This window comes from Vibrio sp. M260112, assembly GCF_036533775.1.
Classification (GTDB): domain Bacteria; phylum Pseudomonadota; class Gammaproteobacteria; order Enterobacterales; family Vibrionaceae; genus Vibrio.
The window spans coordinates 51,595-70,428 of sequence record NZ_JATABH010000004.1 but is presented as its reverse complement, the minus strand read 5'-3'; the positions used below and the strand labels follow the sequence as shown (position 1 = coordinate 70,428).

Below are 18,834 nucleotides of genomic sequence, written 5' to 3'. Positions count from 1 at the left end.
ACCTTAATTACTTCATTGCGTGACCAAGAGACTGAAGGTAAGCGATGATGGCATCCATCTCAGTTTTACCTTCTACATCTTTAGACGCATTAGCGATCTGCTCATCAGTGTATGGAACACCGAATTGATCACGGAAAATAGTTAGTTTTTTCTGAGTGTCCTTACCATCAAGAACATTCTCTTCAAGCCATGGGAAACCAGGCATGTTTGACTCAGGAACTAACTCACGAGGATCAATAAGGTGTACACGGTGCCACTCGTCAGAGTAACGACCGCCCACGCGTGCTAGGTCTGGACCTGTACGCTTAGAACCCCATAGGAATGGGTGCTCATACACACTTTCACCAGCAACAGAGTAGTGACCGTAACGTTCTGTTTCAGAACGGAATGGACGAATCATCTGGCTGTGACAAACGTTACAGCCTTCACGGATGTATACGTCACGACCTTCCATTTCCAGCGCAGTGTAAGGACGTAGGTTCTCAACTGGCTCAGTAGTTTGTTTTTGGAAAATTAGCGGAGTGATCTCAACAAGCGCACCCAAGCTAATAGCAAAAACGATAAGAATCGCGAGTAAACCGACATTGCGTTCAACAATTTCGTGGCGATTGTTAGAATTAGAACTCATTCTTTAAATCTCCTTATGCCGGCTGAGGGATAGCTTTAAGGCTATCTTTTGGCGCTGTTACCGTCTTGTACGTGTTGTATGCCATTAGGAACATACCCGCTAGGAAGATGAAACCACCTAAGAAACGTACGAAGTAGAATGGGTAAGACGCTTGAACTGACTCAACGAAGCTGTAAGTCAATGTACCGTCAGAGTTAACTGCACGCCACATCAGACCTTGCATAACACCCGAAATCCACATTGCAACGATGTACAGTACAGTACCGATAGTTGCCAACCAGAAGTGCGTATTGATTAGGCTAACAGAGTACATGCGCTCTTGACCGAATAGGCGAGGAACTAGGTGGTATACCGAACCGATAGATACCATAGCAACCCAACCTAATGCACCAGAGTGTACGTGGCCGACAGTCCAGTCTGTGTAGTGAGACAGTGCGTTAACTGTCTTAATAGACATCATTGGACCTTCGAACGTAGACATGCCGTAGAACGATAGAGACACGATTAGGAAACGTAGGATAGGGTCATAACGTAGTTTGTGCCATGCTCCTGACAGTGTCATGATACCGTTAATCATACCACCCCAAGAAGGAGCGAATAGAACAAGTGACATCACCATACCTAATGACTGAGTCCAGTCTGGAAGTGCAGTGTAATGTAGGTGGTGAGGACCTGCCCAAATGTACAGAGAAACCAATGCCCAGAAGTGAACGATAGACAGACGGTAAGAATAAACTGGACGTTCAGCTTGCTTAGGTACGAAGTAATACATCATACCTAGGAAACCAGCCGTCAGTAGGAAACCTACTGCGTTGTGACCGTACCACCACTGTACCATCGCATCCACTGCGCCCGAATAAATCGAGTACGACTTACCCATTGAGACAGGGATTGCCATGCTGTTTACGATGTGAAGTACCGCAACAGTGATAATAAAGGCACCGAAGAACCAGTTTGCTACGTAGATGTGAGAGGTCTTACGGGTAATCAATGTTCCGAAGAACACGATCGCATAAGAAACCCAGACAACTGCGATGGCAATATCGATTGGCCATTCTAGCTCAGCGTATTCTTTACCAGAGGTAAAACCTAATGGCAGAGTAATTGCTGCTGCTAAAATAATGGCTTGCCAACCCCAGAAGGTGAAGGCGACAAGAGGGCCACCAAATAGACGAGTTTGACAAGTACGCTGAACAACGTAATAAGACGTTGCGAATAGGGCACTTGTACCAAACGCGAAAATAACCGCATTAGTATGCAGAGGACGTAAGCGACTGTACGTCAACCACGGCGTATCAAAGTTTAGCTGTGGCCAAACTAATTGAGCGGCAATCAAAACACCAACAGCCATGCCGACAATACCCCAGAGAATAGTCACTAAGGTAAACTGACGAACGACTGTATAGTTGTAGTTTTGTTCAAGCTGCTTTTCTTGGCTCATTTGCATGCTTCCAATTTCTAATTAACTACACTTTACTTCCAACACGACACATGTCGTAATGCCACCCAAACCGTTAAGAAAATAGAACCTATTCAGTCGGTTAAATATTCTTGCCGATTTTAAAAAAAGTGGCATTTTCAGCCGCCAACTATACTGCATTTAACAATTCAATGACAGAGTAGTAACCTTACAGTCGGTCAGGTTTTGGCCTTTTATTTTAAAACTTTGAAGTTTGTTACACGGAGAACCCCTTAAATGGCAGCTGAAAAACTGACGCGCGGACGTTTTGTTCAAATAATCATCATGTTAACCCTACTAATTACAGCGTTTATTTGGCGGACGATCACATTCAGCGATGGGGAAATAATCGATTGCAGATTGAAAACAAACTGTACTTTTATTGTTAACGGCAACGAATTTACCGCCAAGCGTACAAAAGATCGCCTGTTGATTAACAAGCCAGCAATGGATTTCAAAATTATTTCGCCTGATAATTCAGTCAAGGTGCTTGAAGATGTAAACACTTGGGTAATCGAAGCTGAAAAATTAGAAGATTTAGAATTAAACATCGTTGGTAATACACACAAACTGATAGCCACAATACGATTCTAACCACCGTTTATAGTGTACTTGGAAACCATTCTTAATTTGAAGGCGTTGTCTCAGACCGAAGCGGCGCAATCAAGCTAAAAACAACCAACTGGAATTTGGTCATTAGCGAAGAAGCTAATAATCAGTAAATTAATCTTTGATTATCTTACTGATTATTAGGTATTTTATGGTAAATCAATTATGTTGAATAACTTAGGCGATAAACGCAGTAGAGTAAGTCAAACGGGGCAATGGCTTAGCTGTATCATGTATATCATTTAACATAACGTACATAATACGCACTGAGCAAGTGCTTCGGATGGGCTGCCAATCCACAACATCAAGCCACCGCAAGCCATTGATATTCCTTGTAAACCACGCCCGTTAAACTTTTTTGCAATGCTTTCCCACATCGCTTTGATGTCTGGATTATCGTTGCGGTCAGCGTGACAACCTAACAATGCTAACTCTGGGTCGATTCCTGCGTTTTCTGCGAGAAAAACTGCTTCTGCATCAGATATATAGCGACGTCCTTTGCGCATTTCACTGATTCTAGATGCCTTAACATTCAGGTCGTGTGCTATCTGCTTATCTTGTAGGTAGTTTTGAGCCTTTTTGTAGGCATCTAATAACTGACTTTGGTACATAGCAAGTCCTCCTTTATGACGATTCTAGCTCATTGGTTACGATTTTTCGTATCTTGCGATTACGAATTTTCGTAATTAGACTTACGACAAATCGTAATTCACATCGGAAACCGTCATGACTACATGCACTATCAACAAAGAAAACGCTGACATGCTTAGGCTTTCTAAGGATGGTGACATTGTAACGTTCTCAAAACCTAGCGCTCATGTGGTTCAAGCATCTCTCTGCTCTGGTGTGTTTCAAGTGATTTGCGAATGCACGCTTCAACAAATCTCGTTTCACTTTGATGAACTGTCTGAAACGTACTTCGTGTTGTTCGGTCATGGCGTGACGATCGCCAATTTCACGGGGACTCAAATTCAACGCATCAGTGAGTACCTTGGTTTTCTGACTTGCGCCATTTTGAAGGAAGCCTAACGATGACCTTTGCCGCGAAACCAGATCGCAAAAATCCTGTTTACTTTGAACATCACGCCGACGGCTATTGGTGTTCTATTGATGGCTTACCTGAGTATTTCAAATCCAAACACGAGATGTATTTGTATGCGTGTGAGGAAGAACGCGAAATCATTGAAATCACTCACGACAACGAGTCCCAACTTCGTGCTAACGGTGCGTTTGATAGGGTTTTGCATGATGAATAAGACCATTATCGACTACGTGAGCTTTTCTGGTTCTCCGTTGCTGCTTGAACGCTGCAAAGACATGGCGAAACAACGCTTTGCGATTGAGCAAATTGGTGAGTTCCAATCTCAAAACATGGTCGCAATTACGCATCGTGAACAAACTAAAATCGCACATTTCGCTGAGAACTTGGCGCAATTGCTCGGCTGTGTGGAAGCGGAAAACTTTGCCAACAAAGACCTCTACTTTGCGGCGCTGGATAAAGCCTTGATTGATGCGGACGTCATGATTGATACCGAGGTGTCATTCAACGAGGCGTACCAACGTCTTATTCGCAACATTGGTATCGATATGCTCGACACACTTTGTCATGGCGAAATCGAATCGTTTCTTGAAGTACTTGAGAACGAAATCAGCTACGAAAAAAACGTTTGGACGTTGGAGCGTCGAGGTGGTTTTTCTGGATACCGTTATTCAGCAAAACTACTTTGCAACGGCACTCAAGCTGGCCTTGTGGCTTGGGGTGCGGAGAACTTTGGTTACTACGTGTCGTTTTCGGGTAAAGGCTGTGAAGCTATCAATATGGAAGCCTTGCACGACGCACTCAAGCAAATAAGGACGACACGCCTTACAACTTTGCTCAAGTGAACTACTTGGCTCACAACGAGGGTTGGAAATCGGCTAAGGGTCAATGTAACGCCATCGGCATGACACAAAAGCAAATTGCCATGAATCCCAACCCAGCGCTCATTGCGGAATTTGACAAGCTCAAAGACAAGTTCCCGATGCTTTGCGAACTGCGTTTAGACGCTGACCCACAACGACCAGACCGTAACATCGTCGTGGATATTAAACCGCTGTAATGGCTCCCCTCTGTCATGTTACCCCGCGCAGCGCGGGTGATATGACAGGGGGAAATCAAACGGAATAGTGAAATGACTGATACGCAATTTAATCAACTCATCGCCCTCTTGGAGAACTTCCAATTAATGGCGTTTGTTGGCTTCTGTTTTGTCTTTGTCGCGCTGGGTTGGTTCATTGGAGGTCAACGTTAAATGCTTACCGTCGAATTTATGATTGGTGCTTTTTCAAGCGCATTTACCCTTGGCTTTATGGTCGGGAAACAACTGCTGATATTCAAACGAGCTGTTGAAATATCAACGTCAAACTAATGGTTAACACAAAAAGGAGACTAACCATGTTTAAAAACAAAAACTCTAAGGCTTTACTTGCTGTCGCTCTAATGACTGTGGCTGGCGCATCCTCTGCGGCACTTCCTGCGGAAGCGCAAACCGCGATGGATTCAGTGAACACTTTTGTGACGGACATTCTTGCGGCGGTATGGCCTATCGTAGCGGCGGCAACCGTCGGTTTTGTGGGCATCAAGCTATTCAAGAAAGGTGCAAGCAAAGTCGGCTAATCGAATCGTTTTGGAAATTACTGAGGGGTGGCTTTGCTGCCCCTTTTTTGTCTAGGTGGCACGTATGCGTATCTTCTTTCTTTCTTTCTTTCTTTCTTTCTTTCTTTGATGTTGTTTATCTCTCTTCCATCCTATGCGGAATATTATCGAATTAATGACGGCAGTACGTACAGTACGCCTGAAGCGGCGGCCAGCGGCTGGCTCAGTAAATATGGGTGTTGGTATAGCGGCACGTATTATTACCGATACTATATCGATTCGGTGTCGTCGTCGGGGTTTGTCTATTGGGCGGCTAAGTATGGCGGTGCGGATTGTACGGGGACGCACTGGGGCAACACGAACAAAATGTCCTACCCGTTTCAAATCGTGGCGTCTTGTCCTGACGGGACGAAAGAAAACGCATCGGGTGAATGTACTGATGAGTCGGGTCCCGACCCTGAACCCGAGCCTTGTCAGCCAGGTTACATTCGAAACAACGTCGGTGTGTGTGAATTAGACCCCGAGGACGATTTTTGTGAGAACGAGTTCACCGGCATTCTGGCTCAAGCGTCGAATTCCTGCGCGTCTCAATATCCTAACCATTTCACCAACGTGATTCCCTCCTGTAAGGATAGGAATAACTACTCAACCAAATGTGTGCAGGGGTTTCCTAAACCGTCCGATGTAACCTCGCCGATTGATTCACCTAACTCGTCGTTTGGCGGCGGCTCGGCAGGTACGTCTAACCCAAATAACACCGAGTTTGACAAACCCGAGGCCGATTCAGTACCAACAAATGAAACCAGTGATACGGCAGTCGTTGGCGCAGTTCGTAATCTCAATAGTGACGTTAACAAGGCTTTGAATGGACTCAATCAGGACATCAATTCATCCTTTGCGGATGTGAACAATCAACTGACGCAACTCAATGGCACCAATCAAGCCATTGGACAGGCCATCGTTGACCAAATGAACCAAGATTACGCCATTTATCAGGGCAACAAAGCGCTCATGATGCAACAAACAGGGGCAATTTCTTCCATTGGTTCGGGGATTTCATCAGCGGTCGGACAATCATCGGACAAGATTTCTAAGGCCATTGGAGAACAAACCGATGCGTTGAGTAAGAAATTGGATGAACTCAACAAGGAATGCGACCCCAATCAGGACGCGCGTTCTTGTGAAGGAAAACATAACCTCGATGATCACCTTACGTCGGCGATTGTGGGTCAAATGAACACCGCAGTGGAAGAGTCGCTGGATTCTGCGCAAAGCGAATTGGTGGAACAGGCGCAAGCCTTTGCGGTAGATGCGGGCGTTTCAACGATTCGAAACCATATCGATGAGGTGTTTGATTATTTCATTGGCTCTTTGCCGTCTATCTCAAACTGTACGTCCTTTTCATTGCCCTCGCCGCTTGGTGGTGAGATTTCATTCGGCTGCGAGTTCTCCGTCAAATTCAAAGCGTTGTTCTCGTTTCTTCTCTACATCTACACGGTGGGCTCGTGTCTCAACATTTTACTCAATGGGTTAACGCCTGTAGCGCCCGCTATGACTGAACGTTACTACCACAAATAAGGAAATAGACCATGCTTCAAGTTCTGCTACCTGTCGCCGCTTCCATGTCTCAAGCGCTCAAAATCCCTGCTCTGGCCATCTTCTTAGGTCAGATTGCGGCTAATATTCTTTCTTGGTTCGCCGCGCGTATGACTAAGGGATTGGCGATTAACCTCACTATCATTGCATTGGTTGTCTCGCTCGCTGCGGGTGTTGCCTTAACCGTCAAAACGCTACTCAGTGGCCTGTCTTATGTTGTCCCCGACTACATTTCTATCGGATTGTCATACTTCATTCCTGACAATGCGGTGTCGTGCCTCAGTGTTATCTTTGCGGCGCGTGTAGCTCGTTGGGTCTTTCATTGGCAATGGTATGCCATTGAAAAGGTGGCTGGATAATGGCCGTCTACTTTGTCACGGGGAAATTAGGGGCTGGTAAGTCCCTAACGTCTGTCGGTCGGATACGAGAAGCGTTTATGCGTGGTGTGCCAGTGGCGACCAATCTCGATATCAATCTGCGCTTTATGTTCGGGCGTAACCAGAAAAAGACACGCCTTTATCGTGTCCCTGATAAGCCGACCCTGCACGATTTGGAATGTCTGGGAAAAGGCAATACGACCTACGATGAATCGAAAAACGGCTTGCTCGTCCTCGATGAGTGCGGAACGTGGTTCAACTCACGCACATGGAACGACAAATCACGACAAGATGTGATCAATTGGTTTCTCCATGCGCGCAAACTCGGTTGGGACATCATCTTTATTGTTCAAGATATTTCGATAGTCGACAAACAAGCGCGTTTGGCACTTGCTGAACACACGGTGTTTTGTCGTCGCATGGATAGGATGCAAATTCCGATTGTATCGACCCTGCTCAAAATCGTGTCCTTTGGTCAACTCAAAATCCCCTTACCTAAGCTGCATATCGGTGTCGTGAAATACGGCGATAACGCAAATTCATTGACGGTCGACACTTGGTATTTATGGGGCAACGATTTGTACGCTTGCTACGACACGAAACAAGCGTTTTCTGACCACTACGAACACGCCACGTATACTGTTCTTCCTACTTGGTACACACATGGGCGTTACACTGTCCCTTATAACATGAGAAATATCATGAGAATCACCAAGATATATCTGCGCAAGTATTCTCGCGTCGGTTTGTTCACGCTCGGTGCGGTTTTGTCATTTGCGATCACCTCGTTGGTGGCGCCTGATGCGACGCAATACATTGAGGTCGCGGCTCGTGAAGCACAAACCAGCATCGATAAACCTGTCGACTTACAAGGGGCGACTATCGTTAGCTACATGAACGCGCCCAATCAACCGATTTACTTCGAACTCGATAAGCAAGGGGTTCGACTCACAAGTGTTGAACTGGCTTCCATTGGCTACACGTTCAACGCGAAATCACGCTGTCATATCGAACTCATCCACGGTGAATACAATGAAACGTTATTTTGTTAAGTGTCTGCTGGTCGTGTTGTGCGGCCTATCCTCTTTGGCTTACGCAGAGCCGTCCACCTTTGAAACATCCAATACGCCGATAGCGGATTTTGTCGCTTGGGGTGCTAAAGAGTTGGGGCAACCTATCGTGCTCGGTCGTGGCGTGGTTGGAACTGTGTCGTTTACGGCGCCAAATTTAGAGCCCACCGAGTACGCATCATTTTTCAACAATGTGCTCAGTGCTCACGGCTACTGGATTCAGTATGAAAATGGCCTGTATGTGGTTAAGCCTTTGGAAGAGTCCATTCAAACGGTCGAGCCTTCACTAGTGAAGCTCTATCGATTGCAGCATGTGAGAAACACCAAGTTGTCTGATTTGATTCAGTCCACACTCAAGGCGACCAATCGCCAATTCGTTAAAGATATGCCCGCTTCAACGTTTACGGTCGAGGTTCTGCCCTCGACCAATGGCTTAATTGTCTCGGGGACGGCTGACCAGTTAGAGAAAATCGATGTGCTCATTGGTGCGATTGACATTCCACAACGTCAGGTGCTTATCGAGGCCATTATCACAGAATCGTCCTATGATGACGCTCAGGAAGTGGGCGTGAACATGCAGCTGGCGCTCGACAAGGCGGGATTTTTTACCAATACGTCGGTTGTGGATGTGCTCAATGATAACGCCGCGATTTTTAATGGTGGAGACTTCAGTGCGTTGATTAAGGCGGTCAAAACAAACCAAGATACAACCCTGTTATCGAAACCAACCATTCTGGTGATGGATAGAGAGCGCGGTTATGTCACGGTCGGTCAGAACGTGCCATTCCTCGTTGCGAGTGAAGTGACCGACGGCGGCAATACGATTCAGCAGATAGAACGGAAAGATGTCGGAGTCTCGCTTGAGGTCGTCCCTCACGTCATTGGTAAGCGCATTGTGCTGCAAATCAATCAGGAATCGCAATCCGTCACCAACTCAACGGTCGCGTCCGACATCATCACCAATAAGCGTACGCTACAGACGGTCGTCAACGTAGCGGACGGGCAAACGATTATGCTCGGTGGCCTCGTATCTGCCGACGATAGAAAAACCGTTTCTGGTGTGCCTCTGCTCAAAGACATTCCACTGCTCGGCGCTTTGTTTCGTTCTGAGAAAACAGAAAAGATAGACAAAGAATTAAGGATCATCCTAAAAACTACGCTCCTTTAGCCCTGATTCACACTCGCTGCTATATGCTTGCATGTAGAGCGGGTTTGAATCCGACAAGCGTAGCGCGTCAGTTACGTAAGACCAACTCAACATAAATGCGCAATCAGTTTGATAGTCGAGTGTATTTAGGGTAGAAACAGACACTTAAAAGTGAACAACCCTACTTCTTTGAAACTAAAGGAATACTCGATGCTCAAATATGGATTGCTGCTCATTGCGATTACTTCATATCAAGCACACGCAGCAATAATCGAATCAAGTGACTCTGAGAAATGGACAGTTGATGGACTCGCACACTATGTAAGGTCGAGAGAAGATAAGTCATTCTCGGCTATTTTAGTCTCTGTTGCTCGTAACGAATCTGTCGTTGGTTTCTCACAACCTTACGATTCCTGCTCATATGAGCCCAGATACAGGAAAGTGAAAATTCACTATCAATGGGTTAACTATGTCAGCATGTGTGCTAACGGTTCTAGTGTCTGGGTCCCCAAGTCTCAGCGTGGGATTAACTTCGTTAAGCAGAAATTCACTAGCTATGCTGACGTTAAGGTAGTTTTCGATGACAAAACTTACTCCTTCGCAACTAATAGTTTTACGTCAGTAAGGCAACGTTGGGAAAACATGCTGCGAACTCAGGGCGATGCGCTTTAGTTTGAAGTGTTGATGATGGGCTCGGATGCACCCCGTATAGTAATACGGGGTGAAAGTCTTAATTAATAAATTGGTTGTACAGCTGCATGTTGTATAATGACGTTTTGTTTAATTTTGGGCATATATAAATGAACAACAGTATGTTACCTGCACTTGAGTCAGAACATGATGACAGCGGCAACACTCTAATTACTATCCCTGTTAGAAAAAATGATTTAGGTAACTTTATATCCGACCTACTTGGTCAGAAACAATCTTTAGAGAGAAACTACGGAGTTGACTTTAAGTTTGACCACTCTTGGCTCATGAATTTACACGAAATGATTGATCAACGAATCTGTCAGCAGTCAGAGTCTCACTTGATTAATTTTACAGCGGTAATATATTTCGAAGACGGAATGAAACGCTCAATAACAAGTATTGAGGCTTTTCGTGCATACGCAGAGACTAAAACTCAACTAACAACTGATATTAAAATTGTTTGGGAGTACCTTGTACATTTCCCCAGAAAAAATCATCCCGAAAAACAGCAAATTTCGTTTACTGCGAGTATAGCAAACAGAAAGCCACCTTCTTCTTCAAGCCAAATCGATAAACTTGCACGAACACTTGCGTATCGTGGCGAAAAGTCCCTGATAAATGTTCAAATTGATCATACTGAACGAACATGGGGAGACGATATAGAAAACATTATTTCTTCCTGTGTTGATGAAGCAACTCGCCCTATCACTTGGCCCGTTGCTCTGTTAGAAATTTGCCGTTTAATAATGGATTTGGGGATAATTGTCTTTGCTTATGCTTATCCTATCTATACTGGTATGTCGACCACTACAGATTATTTACAAGATCTACAGGATCAGTATAAGCAGATAAACGAATTAGGCCTGCTAACCACTGAAGCATTACATGGTAAAACTGATTTAGTTTTCGAATCAATAGGACGAATTGAGGATTCTAAAAACACTGGGTTTGTATTGCTTTTAGGCGGAATGTTTTTAGGGCCCATCATTTCTATGCTCTTTTTATTTTGTACCCGTTCTACTCGTCAGTCATTCATCATCATAACAACCAAAGATGAAAAATTAGCCGAAAAAGCTGACGCGGGAAATAGAACAAAAGGCGTTATAATTGTTGTTTCTTATTTAGCTAGCATTCTGGCAGGAGTAATAGGAAATTATGGTTTTAAGTTTCTAACTGGTGGCTAAAAAGGCTAGCTCATTTAAGGCTCCCTTGGGAGCCTTACTTGTTTTTAATTGAAGATATCGCTCTAACGTATTTGGCTAGTTTGCTTGTTGTATTTATTTCAAGTTCGGATTGTATTTCTAATAATGCAATTCCTGTCAAAATTTCTTGAGGTGTTACAATGTGGCCAGTCGGCAATTCTAAGTGATTGTTTCGCATTACGAAGCCTTCCCACTCGCTAAAACATGAAAGCTCTAGTCGTTTTTGCATCCTCATTAATCTTTTACATTCCTTTGGAATCTCACTTCCTTTATCCCATTCCTTGATTGTCCTCACACTTTTAAAACAAAGTTCTGCTGTTTCCTCAACAGATAAACCGCATTCAAACTCACGAAAAAAGTAGTTTTTGGTCATTTCGTGATACTTCATGATTTACTCTCGCTAAATTGCAAGAGTTTATTAATTCATAAATTAATGTGATACCAGTTCCATTGAGCATAAGTGCACATAATGCGCACTAAGGGGTGGGTTTTTACCATACTTATCAATGACTTGGTTTTTCAGTAAAAATGGGTATTTTGCGTTTTCTAACATTTTGTATTGGTTCCAAAAACGGACTTAAAAGGATTATCGACTTGTCGTACGCTCGGTGCCGTTCCTTACTCAGTTTGGTTAAGAGCGGATTTGGTTGATGGCGATTTTTTCATGTTCAACCGATCACCGTCAAGCAGCGCTTACAACTTACCAAGTTCACTTGTTAAACCGCTACATTGAGGCTAAGATGACCTATATAAAGACCCATTTAGAGACCGATTGTATGACTACTCGTATTTTGGCCGATGTAGCAGCCAGCATCACCGAATTAAAGGCTAACCCAATGAAAGTGGCCACCAGTGCTCATGGCGAGCCTGTTGCCGTGCTTAACCGAAATGAACCGGCCTTTTATTGTGTTCCTGCCGAAGCGTACGAAATGATGATGGACAGACTTGAAGATCTCGAGCTACTTGCGCTAGCCAAAGAGCGTGAGTCTGAAGAGAGTATCTCGGTAAACATCGATGACTTATAAACTCGATTTCAAAAAGAGCGCACTCAAAGAATGGAAGAAGCTCGGCGCGACCGTACAGCAACAGTTCAAGAAAAAGCTGGTCGAACGCCTGGAAAACCCGCATGTGCCCGCTTCCAGGCTGTCTGGTGGTGATAACCTGTATAAGATCAAACTGCGTCAGTCTGGTTACCGTTTAGTGTATAAGGTCGAAGACGATGTCATTATTGTCACGGTGCTCGCGGTCGGAAAGCGCGAGCGCAGTGATGTTTACCGTCAAGCAATCAAACGCCTGGATGATTGATGACGCTGAATAATGTTTCTATGGGGATTGGTGAGCCAGTATAAAAAACGCCGCTTATGCGACGTATATGGATTCGGGGAGATTTGGCGGGGGTTTGTGGTGATTATCAGCACATGGAACGGCTTGTTCGTGATGTTTTAGACAGCCAGTGAAAGTGAGTCGAATTTATGCTTATTCGATCTCAACTTGCGTTCGATCTTCTTCACTGATTCACCAGTCTCAATCGCTGTGGAGCTGGCAACAGAGCGAAAGATCATCGCTTGAGTCACTCTTTTCTTCTTTTCATCTTTCATAAGAAATTACCGATTCGTATCACTAAGTGCATGTTTAGATCCTATAACAACAACCTCGGATTATCAACGTAAAGAGCTACGGCAGGCATATTATGAAATACTGAAGTGAGCACGGATACATATTAACGTGGCGATTGAACCACGTGAGAAGTGGACAACGTTACTTTGAAACTAAACCACACTACCGTAAATACAAAACCCAACAATGGAATGAAACATGCCAGGCGTTGGGCATGACTCTTAAATGCAGTATGTGTTTGCTAGATGAGTTGGTTGGACAATCTCATTGCACCATATTTCAGAAAAATATTTCAGAAAATATTTCCGTTAATATTATAGAGATCTGACAACAACGAATGACATAATTACTCTTAAATTGTTTGTCATGTGTCTGAACTATATGGAGACGTATTTTCAGGAAAAGTCGACACAATTGGTGCAGCTTCAACATCCCATGTAAAAAACGTTTGCTTGTTGCAAGCAGTACAAGTTGCAGCATATTCACCGTTAACTTGAAATACTCCATTAAGAGTTGCCTGATATTTCGTGCCACATTCTTTGCACACTACATTAGTTAACGCTGATTCAGACTTAGCTATTCGATGGTGTAGCCCTTTTTGAGCTGGCCGTTGGCCTTGCGCCCTTTTCTGCTTCGTTTAGCCATGTTTGTCCTCCAGTTGTCGGATCCGTTGTTCTTGGTCTTGTTGGACTTTCTTGATCCAGTTGATGTCGGTTTTGAGCGCGGCGATGGTGCCTGCGCTCGAGACCAGGCCTGTGATTAAGGAAATGAGCAGTGCTTCCAATAGTCCCATCATTTACCCCTGAACTTGTTTGAGAAGAATTCAAGCAGGTAGCGAACCATGGCACGCATGCCGAGGGTATCGATGACAACCGCGCCAACCACATACCAGTACGGTTCTGGGATGTTCTGCAGGGCTGCGAAGCCTTGTTCGACGTAGGGTGCGTAATCGGGAATAAAGGATAGGATCAGCGGAATAAATACGACGAGCAGGATAAATTCGTCTTTGTAGCCCCGCTCTCGGATACTGACTTCATCGAGACTACTGACCTGCTCTTCCCCTTGTTGAAGTCTGCGCACCCTCGCCTGATGTTTCTCCTGATCTAGTTCGTCTTTGCGCAATAAAGCCTCGGATTTATTGCGGTTATACTGCCTATAAGTTTCGAGTCCACCATTAAACAGACTGACAAGAGCGCCGAGCTGGCTAGTTTTAATAATCGTAACGGCATGAAATAATCGTTATGGCCTGCTCATCGACTCATCGACGTCACAAACCAGTCGATTGGTATCTTCAATTCTGCGTGACCAGAATCCAACTGAGTTTTCTTTTAACGGCTCTGGTTTACCAATGCCTTCAAACAGAGAACGCTTTACGTCGATAATGAGCTTGTTGATACGCTTGAGGGTTTTCTTGTCTTGGTCTTGCCAATCAGATCTCGCTGGGTGATTTCCCCCGCTCGATACTGTGCGATAGAACGGTTCAAGTGATCTGCATTTTGCTGTGAACGCGGCTTTAAGGCCATTTCTAGACTCGGTAAATAACACCCCCACATACCTGGGCTAATCGCTAGTCATACAGCTCCGATACTTGCAACGGATCAAATGGTTTATTGAATGGCTTGGTCTCTAAGAGAATTTGAATTTGACGCAAATCTATACTCTCAAAGGCATCTTGTTGCTCTCTATGTCGAAACACCTTCTTAATTGTTAGCCAATCATCCAGTCGTTGAGAGTCGCCTGTTTCTGCTACATATGCTAGCAACGTTCGGCTATATTCGGCTTCTTCTTCCGCGATGCATGTATCCATTGTCATCTGACTTAGCAGCAATAATGCTGCCTTTTTCTGCTCACTGCTCAGTTCATTAAACCATGGTGAGGTCACTTCTTGCTTTTCAAGCGGCCGTCGCATTTGAGCACATTGCTCCACTTTAAGGTTTAAGTTATCGTAAGCCTTTAGCATGTTGATGCGCAGGTGATCAGACCAACTCATGGCACCGGCTGGTAAAGTAAGGAGCATGAATAATGCAGTGACATATTGTTTTCTATAACGCATTGTAAACACAGGTCCAAAACTCCTTTTCTTTTCCCATCGATAGCGAAGCCGTATTGTAAGCGATCTGTTCTAATCGAGCTCTGCGAATTGGATCAACAGACTTCAGTGCTTGAGCAAAAAGCTCCCAATCATAGAACACAGCTCACTGGTATTACGGCGTATCGATTTCACATGATGTTTCGCTGTCATCTACCGTTAACAGGCGCATTTCAACACATCGGTTCAATGATCTGCTTTCTGGCGTCATGTTCGATGTTATAGGCTTTGATGCACCCTCGCCCTTAGTCTCTATTTGCTCAGGAAGTATTTCCTTTCCTTCAAGCCACATTGCGACGTTAGTCGATGACGCAGATGGTAAACGTGGTACGGAACTTCCCAGAGTAAATGCGGCGCTCAACAATAAGGTATGGCTGTTGTAATTACCAATTTCATCAATGTACTGGTATCCACCAGAAACCTTAAATTTATCGGTAACCCAATAAGTTAAGCCTGTTTCAACCATCGGGGATACGTCTTTTAGCGTACTTTGGCTTTGTTTCGAATCCCAATATGCGACGCCGAGCCGAGCATAGATACTGTAGTTATTTGACAGAAAGTAGTCGTACTTAAGCGCACTCTCGACAATTGAGGCGGTGCTCGTGTTTTCGGTATCTAAAGCTCCGCGCTGTTGAAATACAATGTCCCAACTATACATTCGATTTAACTCAAGTCCGCCATAGATACCTTGCATTGTTCCATTTGAAGCTTGCCCATTTGACGTATCGACAGGGAATTGGTATGTGTCATTTTGATCAATGAATGGTGAAAGTGGGTAGCCGTTCTCCTCAGCTTGTGATGATTCGAATACTAATAGAGAAGCCAAAATTAATAGGTAGTATTGTTTATTGAGCATATTAATTTAATTGCGTGAATACGTTCACTACAGATTAATTATTTATCGATGATGCTGTGTTTCAGATTTGAATCATCTTTCAATCCATTCCTTGATAAAAATTACAACGTAACAATAACTTCAACCCTGGAAAACTTGGGGTTGATAAGCTAAAGATAGGGATTTCTTAACTAAATGTTTAGTTATAGTGCCTTGTCTGGGTAGTTTTTAACCACGACACTGCTACGATCTAGAGTATCAAACATTGTATAAGCTTAACTGCTGCGTTTTTTGCCTTTGCTCGTAAAGCCTTGAAATGGGAATACATTGCGAATACGCTGCTGTATTTTTTTCGGAATCTGCTTAGACATCACGAGCTTAGTGCCTGTACGTTGCTGATAAACTTTAAGCTCCCCACTGAATGGCGTACGTTCCGCAATTTCAACAACATTGTGTTTAAAGCCCGGCGGGAAATGCCCTTTTTCTTTGGTAATTTTACCCTCGGTAAAGGTCACTCTAAGTACTGGCCTATCGACGGCAACTAACCAAAATATAATAGCGGATGCGACAAGAATAACGTATAGCATAGTTCTATCCTTATTAATCGAGAAGCTTACTTAAATCCTCTTTGAGGCTACTCACTGCCTTACTCGCTTTTTCACTTCGAGAAGCTTCAGAAAGCAGATACTCTATAGCATCGGATAAAGTGCAACCCAACTCGTTTGCTCGGTGTGACAACTTCTCCCATACACGGTAATCAAGATCTATAGATTTTTTCTTTGTGTGTATCTGTTCTGCATTGAAATGACGTTTACGTTTTGCACGAATGGCCTGTTTGAGCTTGTTATCGAGTTCAGGAGCCATATGAGTTTCTATCCACTCAACCACCTTTATGGGTTGGTGTTCTAACTGACGTAACTCGTTAACCGCGCTATCTGCTTCACTAGTATCAATGTGGCAAGTGATCGCTTCTCCCGCTTTCCACTTATTGATTAGATAATTCCATTTCCAACCACACTCTAGGTTTTCAAGCTGTTGATATTTCATTGCAAAGTCATTCCGTTTCAGTTGTAGGTGACAGCGTAACCCTAACCATGCAAAGTTACAATCCCTATTGTAATCGAAAAGAGATCAAGATCATGAGATAAAATTATCTATATATACCAGAAGCATTTTTCTATATAATTTCGCTCCATTTTACGTATATGAACTGAATTGATGAATCAAGAAAGCTGGCACGCTGTTACCCCGCAATATTCGCAATATGACGCTCAAATCAATCGATTTAATCAGCTAGAGAAAGTTGATTTTTTTGACATCCAGCCACGTCTCAAACAAGCAATTAATACCCTATGTAGCGTGAATGGCTTTAACCGTATATTGATGGTCAATGCGGTCGACAATGCCTTTTACCGCAATATCGTTAAAGATGGTCTAGTTAGAACGGATAGTTCCAAACCGGTATTAACGACGGAATCTTTAGACATTGCCACTTTAGTCGGTTCATATACCTGCGACGACAAAGGTGACATTGTCACTAAAGTTGAAGGGCTTTTAGATAAAGCAGACGGCGGATATCTGATCACACCGGTCACATTATTACTCGCCAATCCCGCTAGTTGGCAGATGATTAAGTCTGCTGTTCTTGGTGAACAGATTAGCCCTGTCAATGCAAATCCTCGCAAAATTGCTGTAGAGAAACCTTGTCGTCAATACGAAATCAAGCTTGTTCTTGTTGGTGACCGTCACCAAATTGCAGATTTCGAATACATTGAACCAGAGCTTTATTGCGGCCTTGCGATGTTTACAGAGATTGAGCAAGAACTTCCTCTTAATAAACAGAGCATCGATACTTACTTAGGGTATATTGCTTGGCTAGTTGATGAATACCAGCTCCCTGCACTCTCCTTTGGTGCTATTCACCGTTTAATGATTGCAGGTGCAAGGTACACAGAAGATCAGCACTACATGCCGATAGAGACACTTTGGTACCTTTCATTACTTAATGAAGCTGTGCTCACCTCAAATGGTAAAGTCATTTCAGAGCAAGACCTCGACCAAGCGATTGCAAATAAATATCAGCGTGAATCTTATCTCCCAGAGCGCGCTTTGGCTGACATTACGGACGGTCAAGTAATCATCGAGACTGAGGGTGAATGTATTGGTCAGGTCAATGGACTCACTGTTATTGATGTTCCTGGGCATCCCATGTCTTACGGCGAACCAGCACGAATCTCTTGTGTAATCCATTTTGGTGATGGTGATATCTCAGATGTGGAACGCAAAGCGGAACTTGGTGGTAATCTACACGCCAAAGGCATGATGATCATGCAAGCTTTCGTCAGCAGCGCACTCAATTTAGATGAACCTTTGCCCTATTCTGCTTCGGTTGTTTTCGAACAGTCATACAGTGAAGTAGATGGAGACAGTGCGTCGTTGGCAGAGCTCTGCTCTTTTGTCAGCGCACTTTCGGAATATCCGATTGATCAGCAGATCGCGGTGACTGGCGCGGTAGACCAATTTGGTCGCGTGCAAGCTGTTGGCGGTCTCAACGAAAAAATCGAAGGCTTCTATCACGTATGTAAGCATAATGGCTTTACAGGTGATCAAGGTGTGATTCTGCCTAAGTCGAATTTAAAACATTTATCGCTTAATAAAGATGTGGTAGAAAGCATCAAAAATAACGAATTTCATATCTGGTCGGTATCTAACGTCGATGAGGCAATTCCAATCATTATGGGTAAACCATTCCGTGGTGATGACGAAGAGAGTGTGATCAGTAGAATCGCGCAACGTATTGAAAACTTTGAAAGACATGAACACCCACAAGGAATTGTGGAACGCATCAAAAACTGGTTGTTTTAACCGAGTTTTAAT

Annotated in this window: 26 protein-coding genes and 1 pseudogene; 15 read left to right on the top strand and 12 right to left on the bottom strand. The window is 44.0% G+C overall.

The genetic code is table 11. From position 1 onward, the window contains the following. Window positions 1-7: 7 nt before the first annotated feature. Window positions 8-628: a cytochrome-c oxidase, cbb3-type subunit II gene (ccoO, locus tag QTN95_RS03055; protein WP_006878897.1), complete on the bottom strand. Its 621-nt coding sequence runs from the start codon at window positions 626-628 to the stop codon at window positions 8-10. Between the two features lie 13 nt (window positions 629-641). Next, window positions 642-2,069 carry a cytochrome-c oxidase, cbb3-type subunit I gene (ccoN, locus tag QTN95_RS03050; protein ID WP_171052191.1) on the bottom strand — a complete coding sequence of 476 codons (1,428 nt, stop codon included), beginning with the start codon at window positions 2,067-2,069 and terminating at the stop codon, window positions 642-644. 255 nt (window positions 2,070-2,324) lie between these two features. Here ccoN and QTN95_RS03045 point away from each other — a divergent pair, with 255 nt between their 5' ends. Next, window positions 2,325-2,681 carry a hypothetical protein gene (locus QTN95_RS03045; protein WP_331416285.1) on the top strand — a complete coding sequence of 119 codons (357 nt, stop codon included), beginning with the start codon at window positions 2,325-2,327 and terminating at the stop codon, window positions 2,679-2,681. 257 nt (window positions 2,682-2,938) lie between these two features. Here the strand turns inward: QTN95_RS03045 and QTN95_RS03040 are convergent, their stop codons facing one another. Continuing rightward, a complete protein-coding gene (locus QTN95_RS03040) occupies window positions 2,939-3,307 on the bottom strand; it encodes a DUF3693 domain-containing protein (protein ID WP_331416284.1) in 369 nt (122 codons plus the stop codon). A gap of 115 nt (window positions 3,308-3,422) precedes the next feature. Between QTN95_RS03040 and QTN95_RS03035 the strand changes: the two genes are divergently transcribed. The 11 genes from QTN95_RS03035 (at window position 3,423) to QTN95_RS02985 (ending at window position 11,398) form a co-directional block, all read left to right on the top strand. Next, window positions 3,423-3,725, top strand: a complete 303-nt coding sequence (locus tag QTN95_RS03035; RefSeq protein ID WP_331416283.1) for a hypothetical protein — start codon at window positions 3,423-3,425, stop codon at window positions 3,723-3,725. 2 nt (window positions 3,726-3,727) lie between these two features. Further along, the gene (locus QTN95_RS03030) at window positions 3,728-3,952 is read left to right on the top strand and encodes a hypothetical protein (RefSeq protein WP_331416282.1); all 225 of its coding nucleotides are present in this window, start codon (window positions 3,728-3,730) and stop codon (window positions 3,950-3,952) included. Beyond that, window positions 3,942-4,580, top strand: coding sequence for a hypothetical protein (locus QTN95_RS03025; protein ID WP_331416281.1), 639 nt, complete (start codon window positions 3,942-3,944; stop codon window positions 4,578-4,580). The genes QTN95_RS03030 and QTN95_RS03025 overlap by 11 nt, the downstream gene beginning before the upstream one ends. 5 nt (window positions 4,581-4,585) lie before the next feature. After that, complete coding sequence (locus tag QTN95_RS03020; RefSeq protein WP_331416280.1) at window positions 4,586-4,795, top strand: hypothetical protein; 210 nt, start codon at window positions 4,586-4,588, stop codon at window positions 4,793-4,795. A 335-nt stretch (window positions 4,796-5,130) separates the two neighbouring features. Then, a complete protein-coding gene (locus QTN95_RS03015; RefSeq protein WP_269376741.1) occupies window positions 5,131-5,352 on the top strand; it encodes a major coat protein in 222 nt (73 codons plus the stop codon). Window positions 5,353-5,697: 345 nt separating this feature from the next. Next, window positions 5,698-6,909, top strand: coding sequence for a hypothetical protein (locus QTN95_RS03010; RefSeq protein WP_331416279.1), 1,212 nt, complete (start codon window positions 5,698-5,700; stop codon window positions 6,907-6,909). An 11-nt stretch (window positions 6,910-6,920) separates the two neighbouring features. Further along, window positions 6,921-7,286 (top strand): DUF5455 family protein, encoded by a 366-nt coding sequence (locus QTN95_RS03005; RefSeq protein WP_269376743.1) that lies wholly within the window; start codon window positions 6,921-6,923, stop codon window positions 7,284-7,286. Further along, entirely contained in the window at window positions 7,286-8,356 is a 1,071-nt protein-coding gene (locus QTN95_RS03000; protein WP_331416278.1) for a zonular occludens toxin domain-containing protein, read from the top strand. Before QTN95_RS03005 ends, QTN95_RS03000 begins: the two co-directional genes overlap by 1 nt. Beyond that, window positions 8,337-9,542 carry a secretin N-terminal domain-containing protein gene (locus tag QTN95_RS02995; protein ID WP_331416277.1) on the top strand — a complete coding sequence of 402 codons (1,206 nt, stop codon included), beginning with the start codon at window positions 8,337-8,339 and terminating at the stop codon, window positions 9,540-9,542. The genes QTN95_RS03000 and QTN95_RS02995 overlap by 20 nt, the downstream gene beginning before the upstream one ends. A gap of 189 nt (window positions 9,543-9,731) precedes the next feature. Then, a complete protein-coding gene (locus tag QTN95_RS02990; protein ID WP_331416276.1) occupies window positions 9,732-10,193 on the top strand; it encodes a hypothetical protein in 462 nt (153 codons plus the stop codon). A gap of 140 nt (window positions 10,194-10,333) precedes the next feature. Further along, complete coding sequence (locus tag QTN95_RS02985; protein WP_331416275.1) at window positions 10,334-11,398, top strand: hypothetical protein; 1,065 nt, start codon at window positions 10,334-10,336, stop codon at window positions 11,396-11,398. Between the two features lie 34 nt (window positions 11,399-11,432). Here QTN95_RS02985 and QTN95_RS02980 read toward each other — a convergent pair whose 3' ends face one another. Beyond that, entirely contained in the window at window positions 11,433-11,804 is a 372-nt protein-coding gene (locus QTN95_RS02980; protein WP_331416274.1) for a regulator, read from the bottom strand. Between the two features lie 388 nt (window positions 11,805-12,192). Here QTN95_RS02980 and QTN95_RS02975 point away from each other — a divergent pair, with 388 nt between their 5' ends. Both QTN95_RS02975 and QTN95_RS02970 read left to right on the top strand, forming a co-directional pair. Further along, the gene (locus QTN95_RS02975; protein WP_239944600.1) at window positions 12,193-12,441 is read left to right on the top strand and encodes a type II toxin-antitoxin system Phd/YefM family antitoxin; all 249 of its coding nucleotides are present in this window, start codon (window positions 12,193-12,195) and stop codon (window positions 12,439-12,441) included. After that, window positions 12,431-12,721 carry a type II toxin-antitoxin system RelE family toxin gene (locus QTN95_RS02970; protein ID WP_331416273.1) on the top strand — a complete coding sequence of 97 codons (291 nt, stop codon included), beginning with the start codon at window positions 12,431-12,433 and terminating at the stop codon, window positions 12,719-12,721. The genes QTN95_RS02975 and QTN95_RS02970 overlap by 11 nt, the downstream gene beginning before the upstream one ends. A 137-nt stretch (window positions 12,722-12,858) precedes the next feature. On the opposite strand, the gene QTN95_RS02965 is transcribed toward QTN95_RS02970, so the two are convergent. The 8 genes and pseudogenes from QTN95_RS02965 to matP all read right to left on the bottom strand — a co-directional run bounded on the left by QTN95_RS02965 (window position 12,859) and on the right by matP (window position 17,004). Beyond that, entirely contained in the window at window positions 12,859-13,014 is a 156-nt protein-coding gene (locus tag QTN95_RS02965; protein ID WP_331416272.1) for a hypothetical protein, read from the bottom strand. A 656-nt stretch (window positions 13,015-13,670) separates the two neighbouring features. Then, window positions 13,671-13,817 carry a hypothetical protein gene (locus QTN95_RS02960; protein ID WP_331416349.1) on the bottom strand — a complete coding sequence of 49 codons (147 nt, stop codon included), beginning with the start codon at window positions 13,815-13,817 and terminating at the stop codon, window positions 13,671-13,673. Window positions 13,818-13,825: 8 nt separating this feature from the next. Next, window positions 13,826-14,248 (bottom strand): hypothetical protein, encoded by a 423-nt coding sequence (locus QTN95_RS02955; RefSeq protein WP_331416343.1) that lies wholly within the window; start codon window positions 14,246-14,248, stop codon window positions 13,826-13,828. Beyond that, window positions 14,244-14,428, bottom strand: a pseudogene (locus tag QTN95_RS02950) (Txe/YoeB family addiction module toxin). Before QTN95_RS02950 ends, QTN95_RS02955 begins: the two are co-directional and overlap by 5 nt. Before the next feature lie 172 nt (window positions 14,429-14,600). Next, entirely contained in the window at window positions 14,601-15,095 is a 495-nt protein-coding gene (locus tag QTN95_RS02945) for a hypothetical protein (protein ID WP_331416271.1), read from the bottom strand. 142 nt (window positions 15,096-15,237) lie between these two features. After that, complete coding sequence (locus QTN95_RS02940) at window positions 15,238-15,978, bottom strand: outer membrane beta-barrel protein (RefSeq protein WP_331416270.1); 741 nt, start codon at window positions 15,976-15,978, stop codon at window positions 15,238-15,240. Between the two features lie 254 nt (window positions 15,979-16,232). Then, on the bottom strand, window positions 16,233-16,544 hold the full coding sequence (locus QTN95_RS02935) for a DUF3634 family protein (RefSeq protein WP_138972374.1): 312 nt from the start codon (window positions 16,542-16,544) through the stop codon (window positions 16,233-16,235). Window positions 16,545-16,557: 13 nt separating this feature from the next. After that, window positions 16,558-17,004, bottom strand: a complete 447-nt coding sequence (matP, locus tag QTN95_RS02930; protein WP_331416269.1) for a macrodomain Ter protein MatP — start codon at window positions 17,002-17,004, stop codon at window positions 16,558-16,560. A gap of 171 nt (window positions 17,005-17,175) precedes the next feature. Between matP and QTN95_RS02925 the strand changes: the two genes are divergently transcribed. Next, on the top strand, window positions 17,176-18,822 hold the full coding sequence (locus QTN95_RS02925) for a Lon protease family protein (protein WP_331416268.1): 1,647 nt from the start codon (window positions 17,176-17,178) through the stop codon (window positions 18,820-18,822). Window positions 18,823-18,834 lie beyond the last annotated feature (12 nt).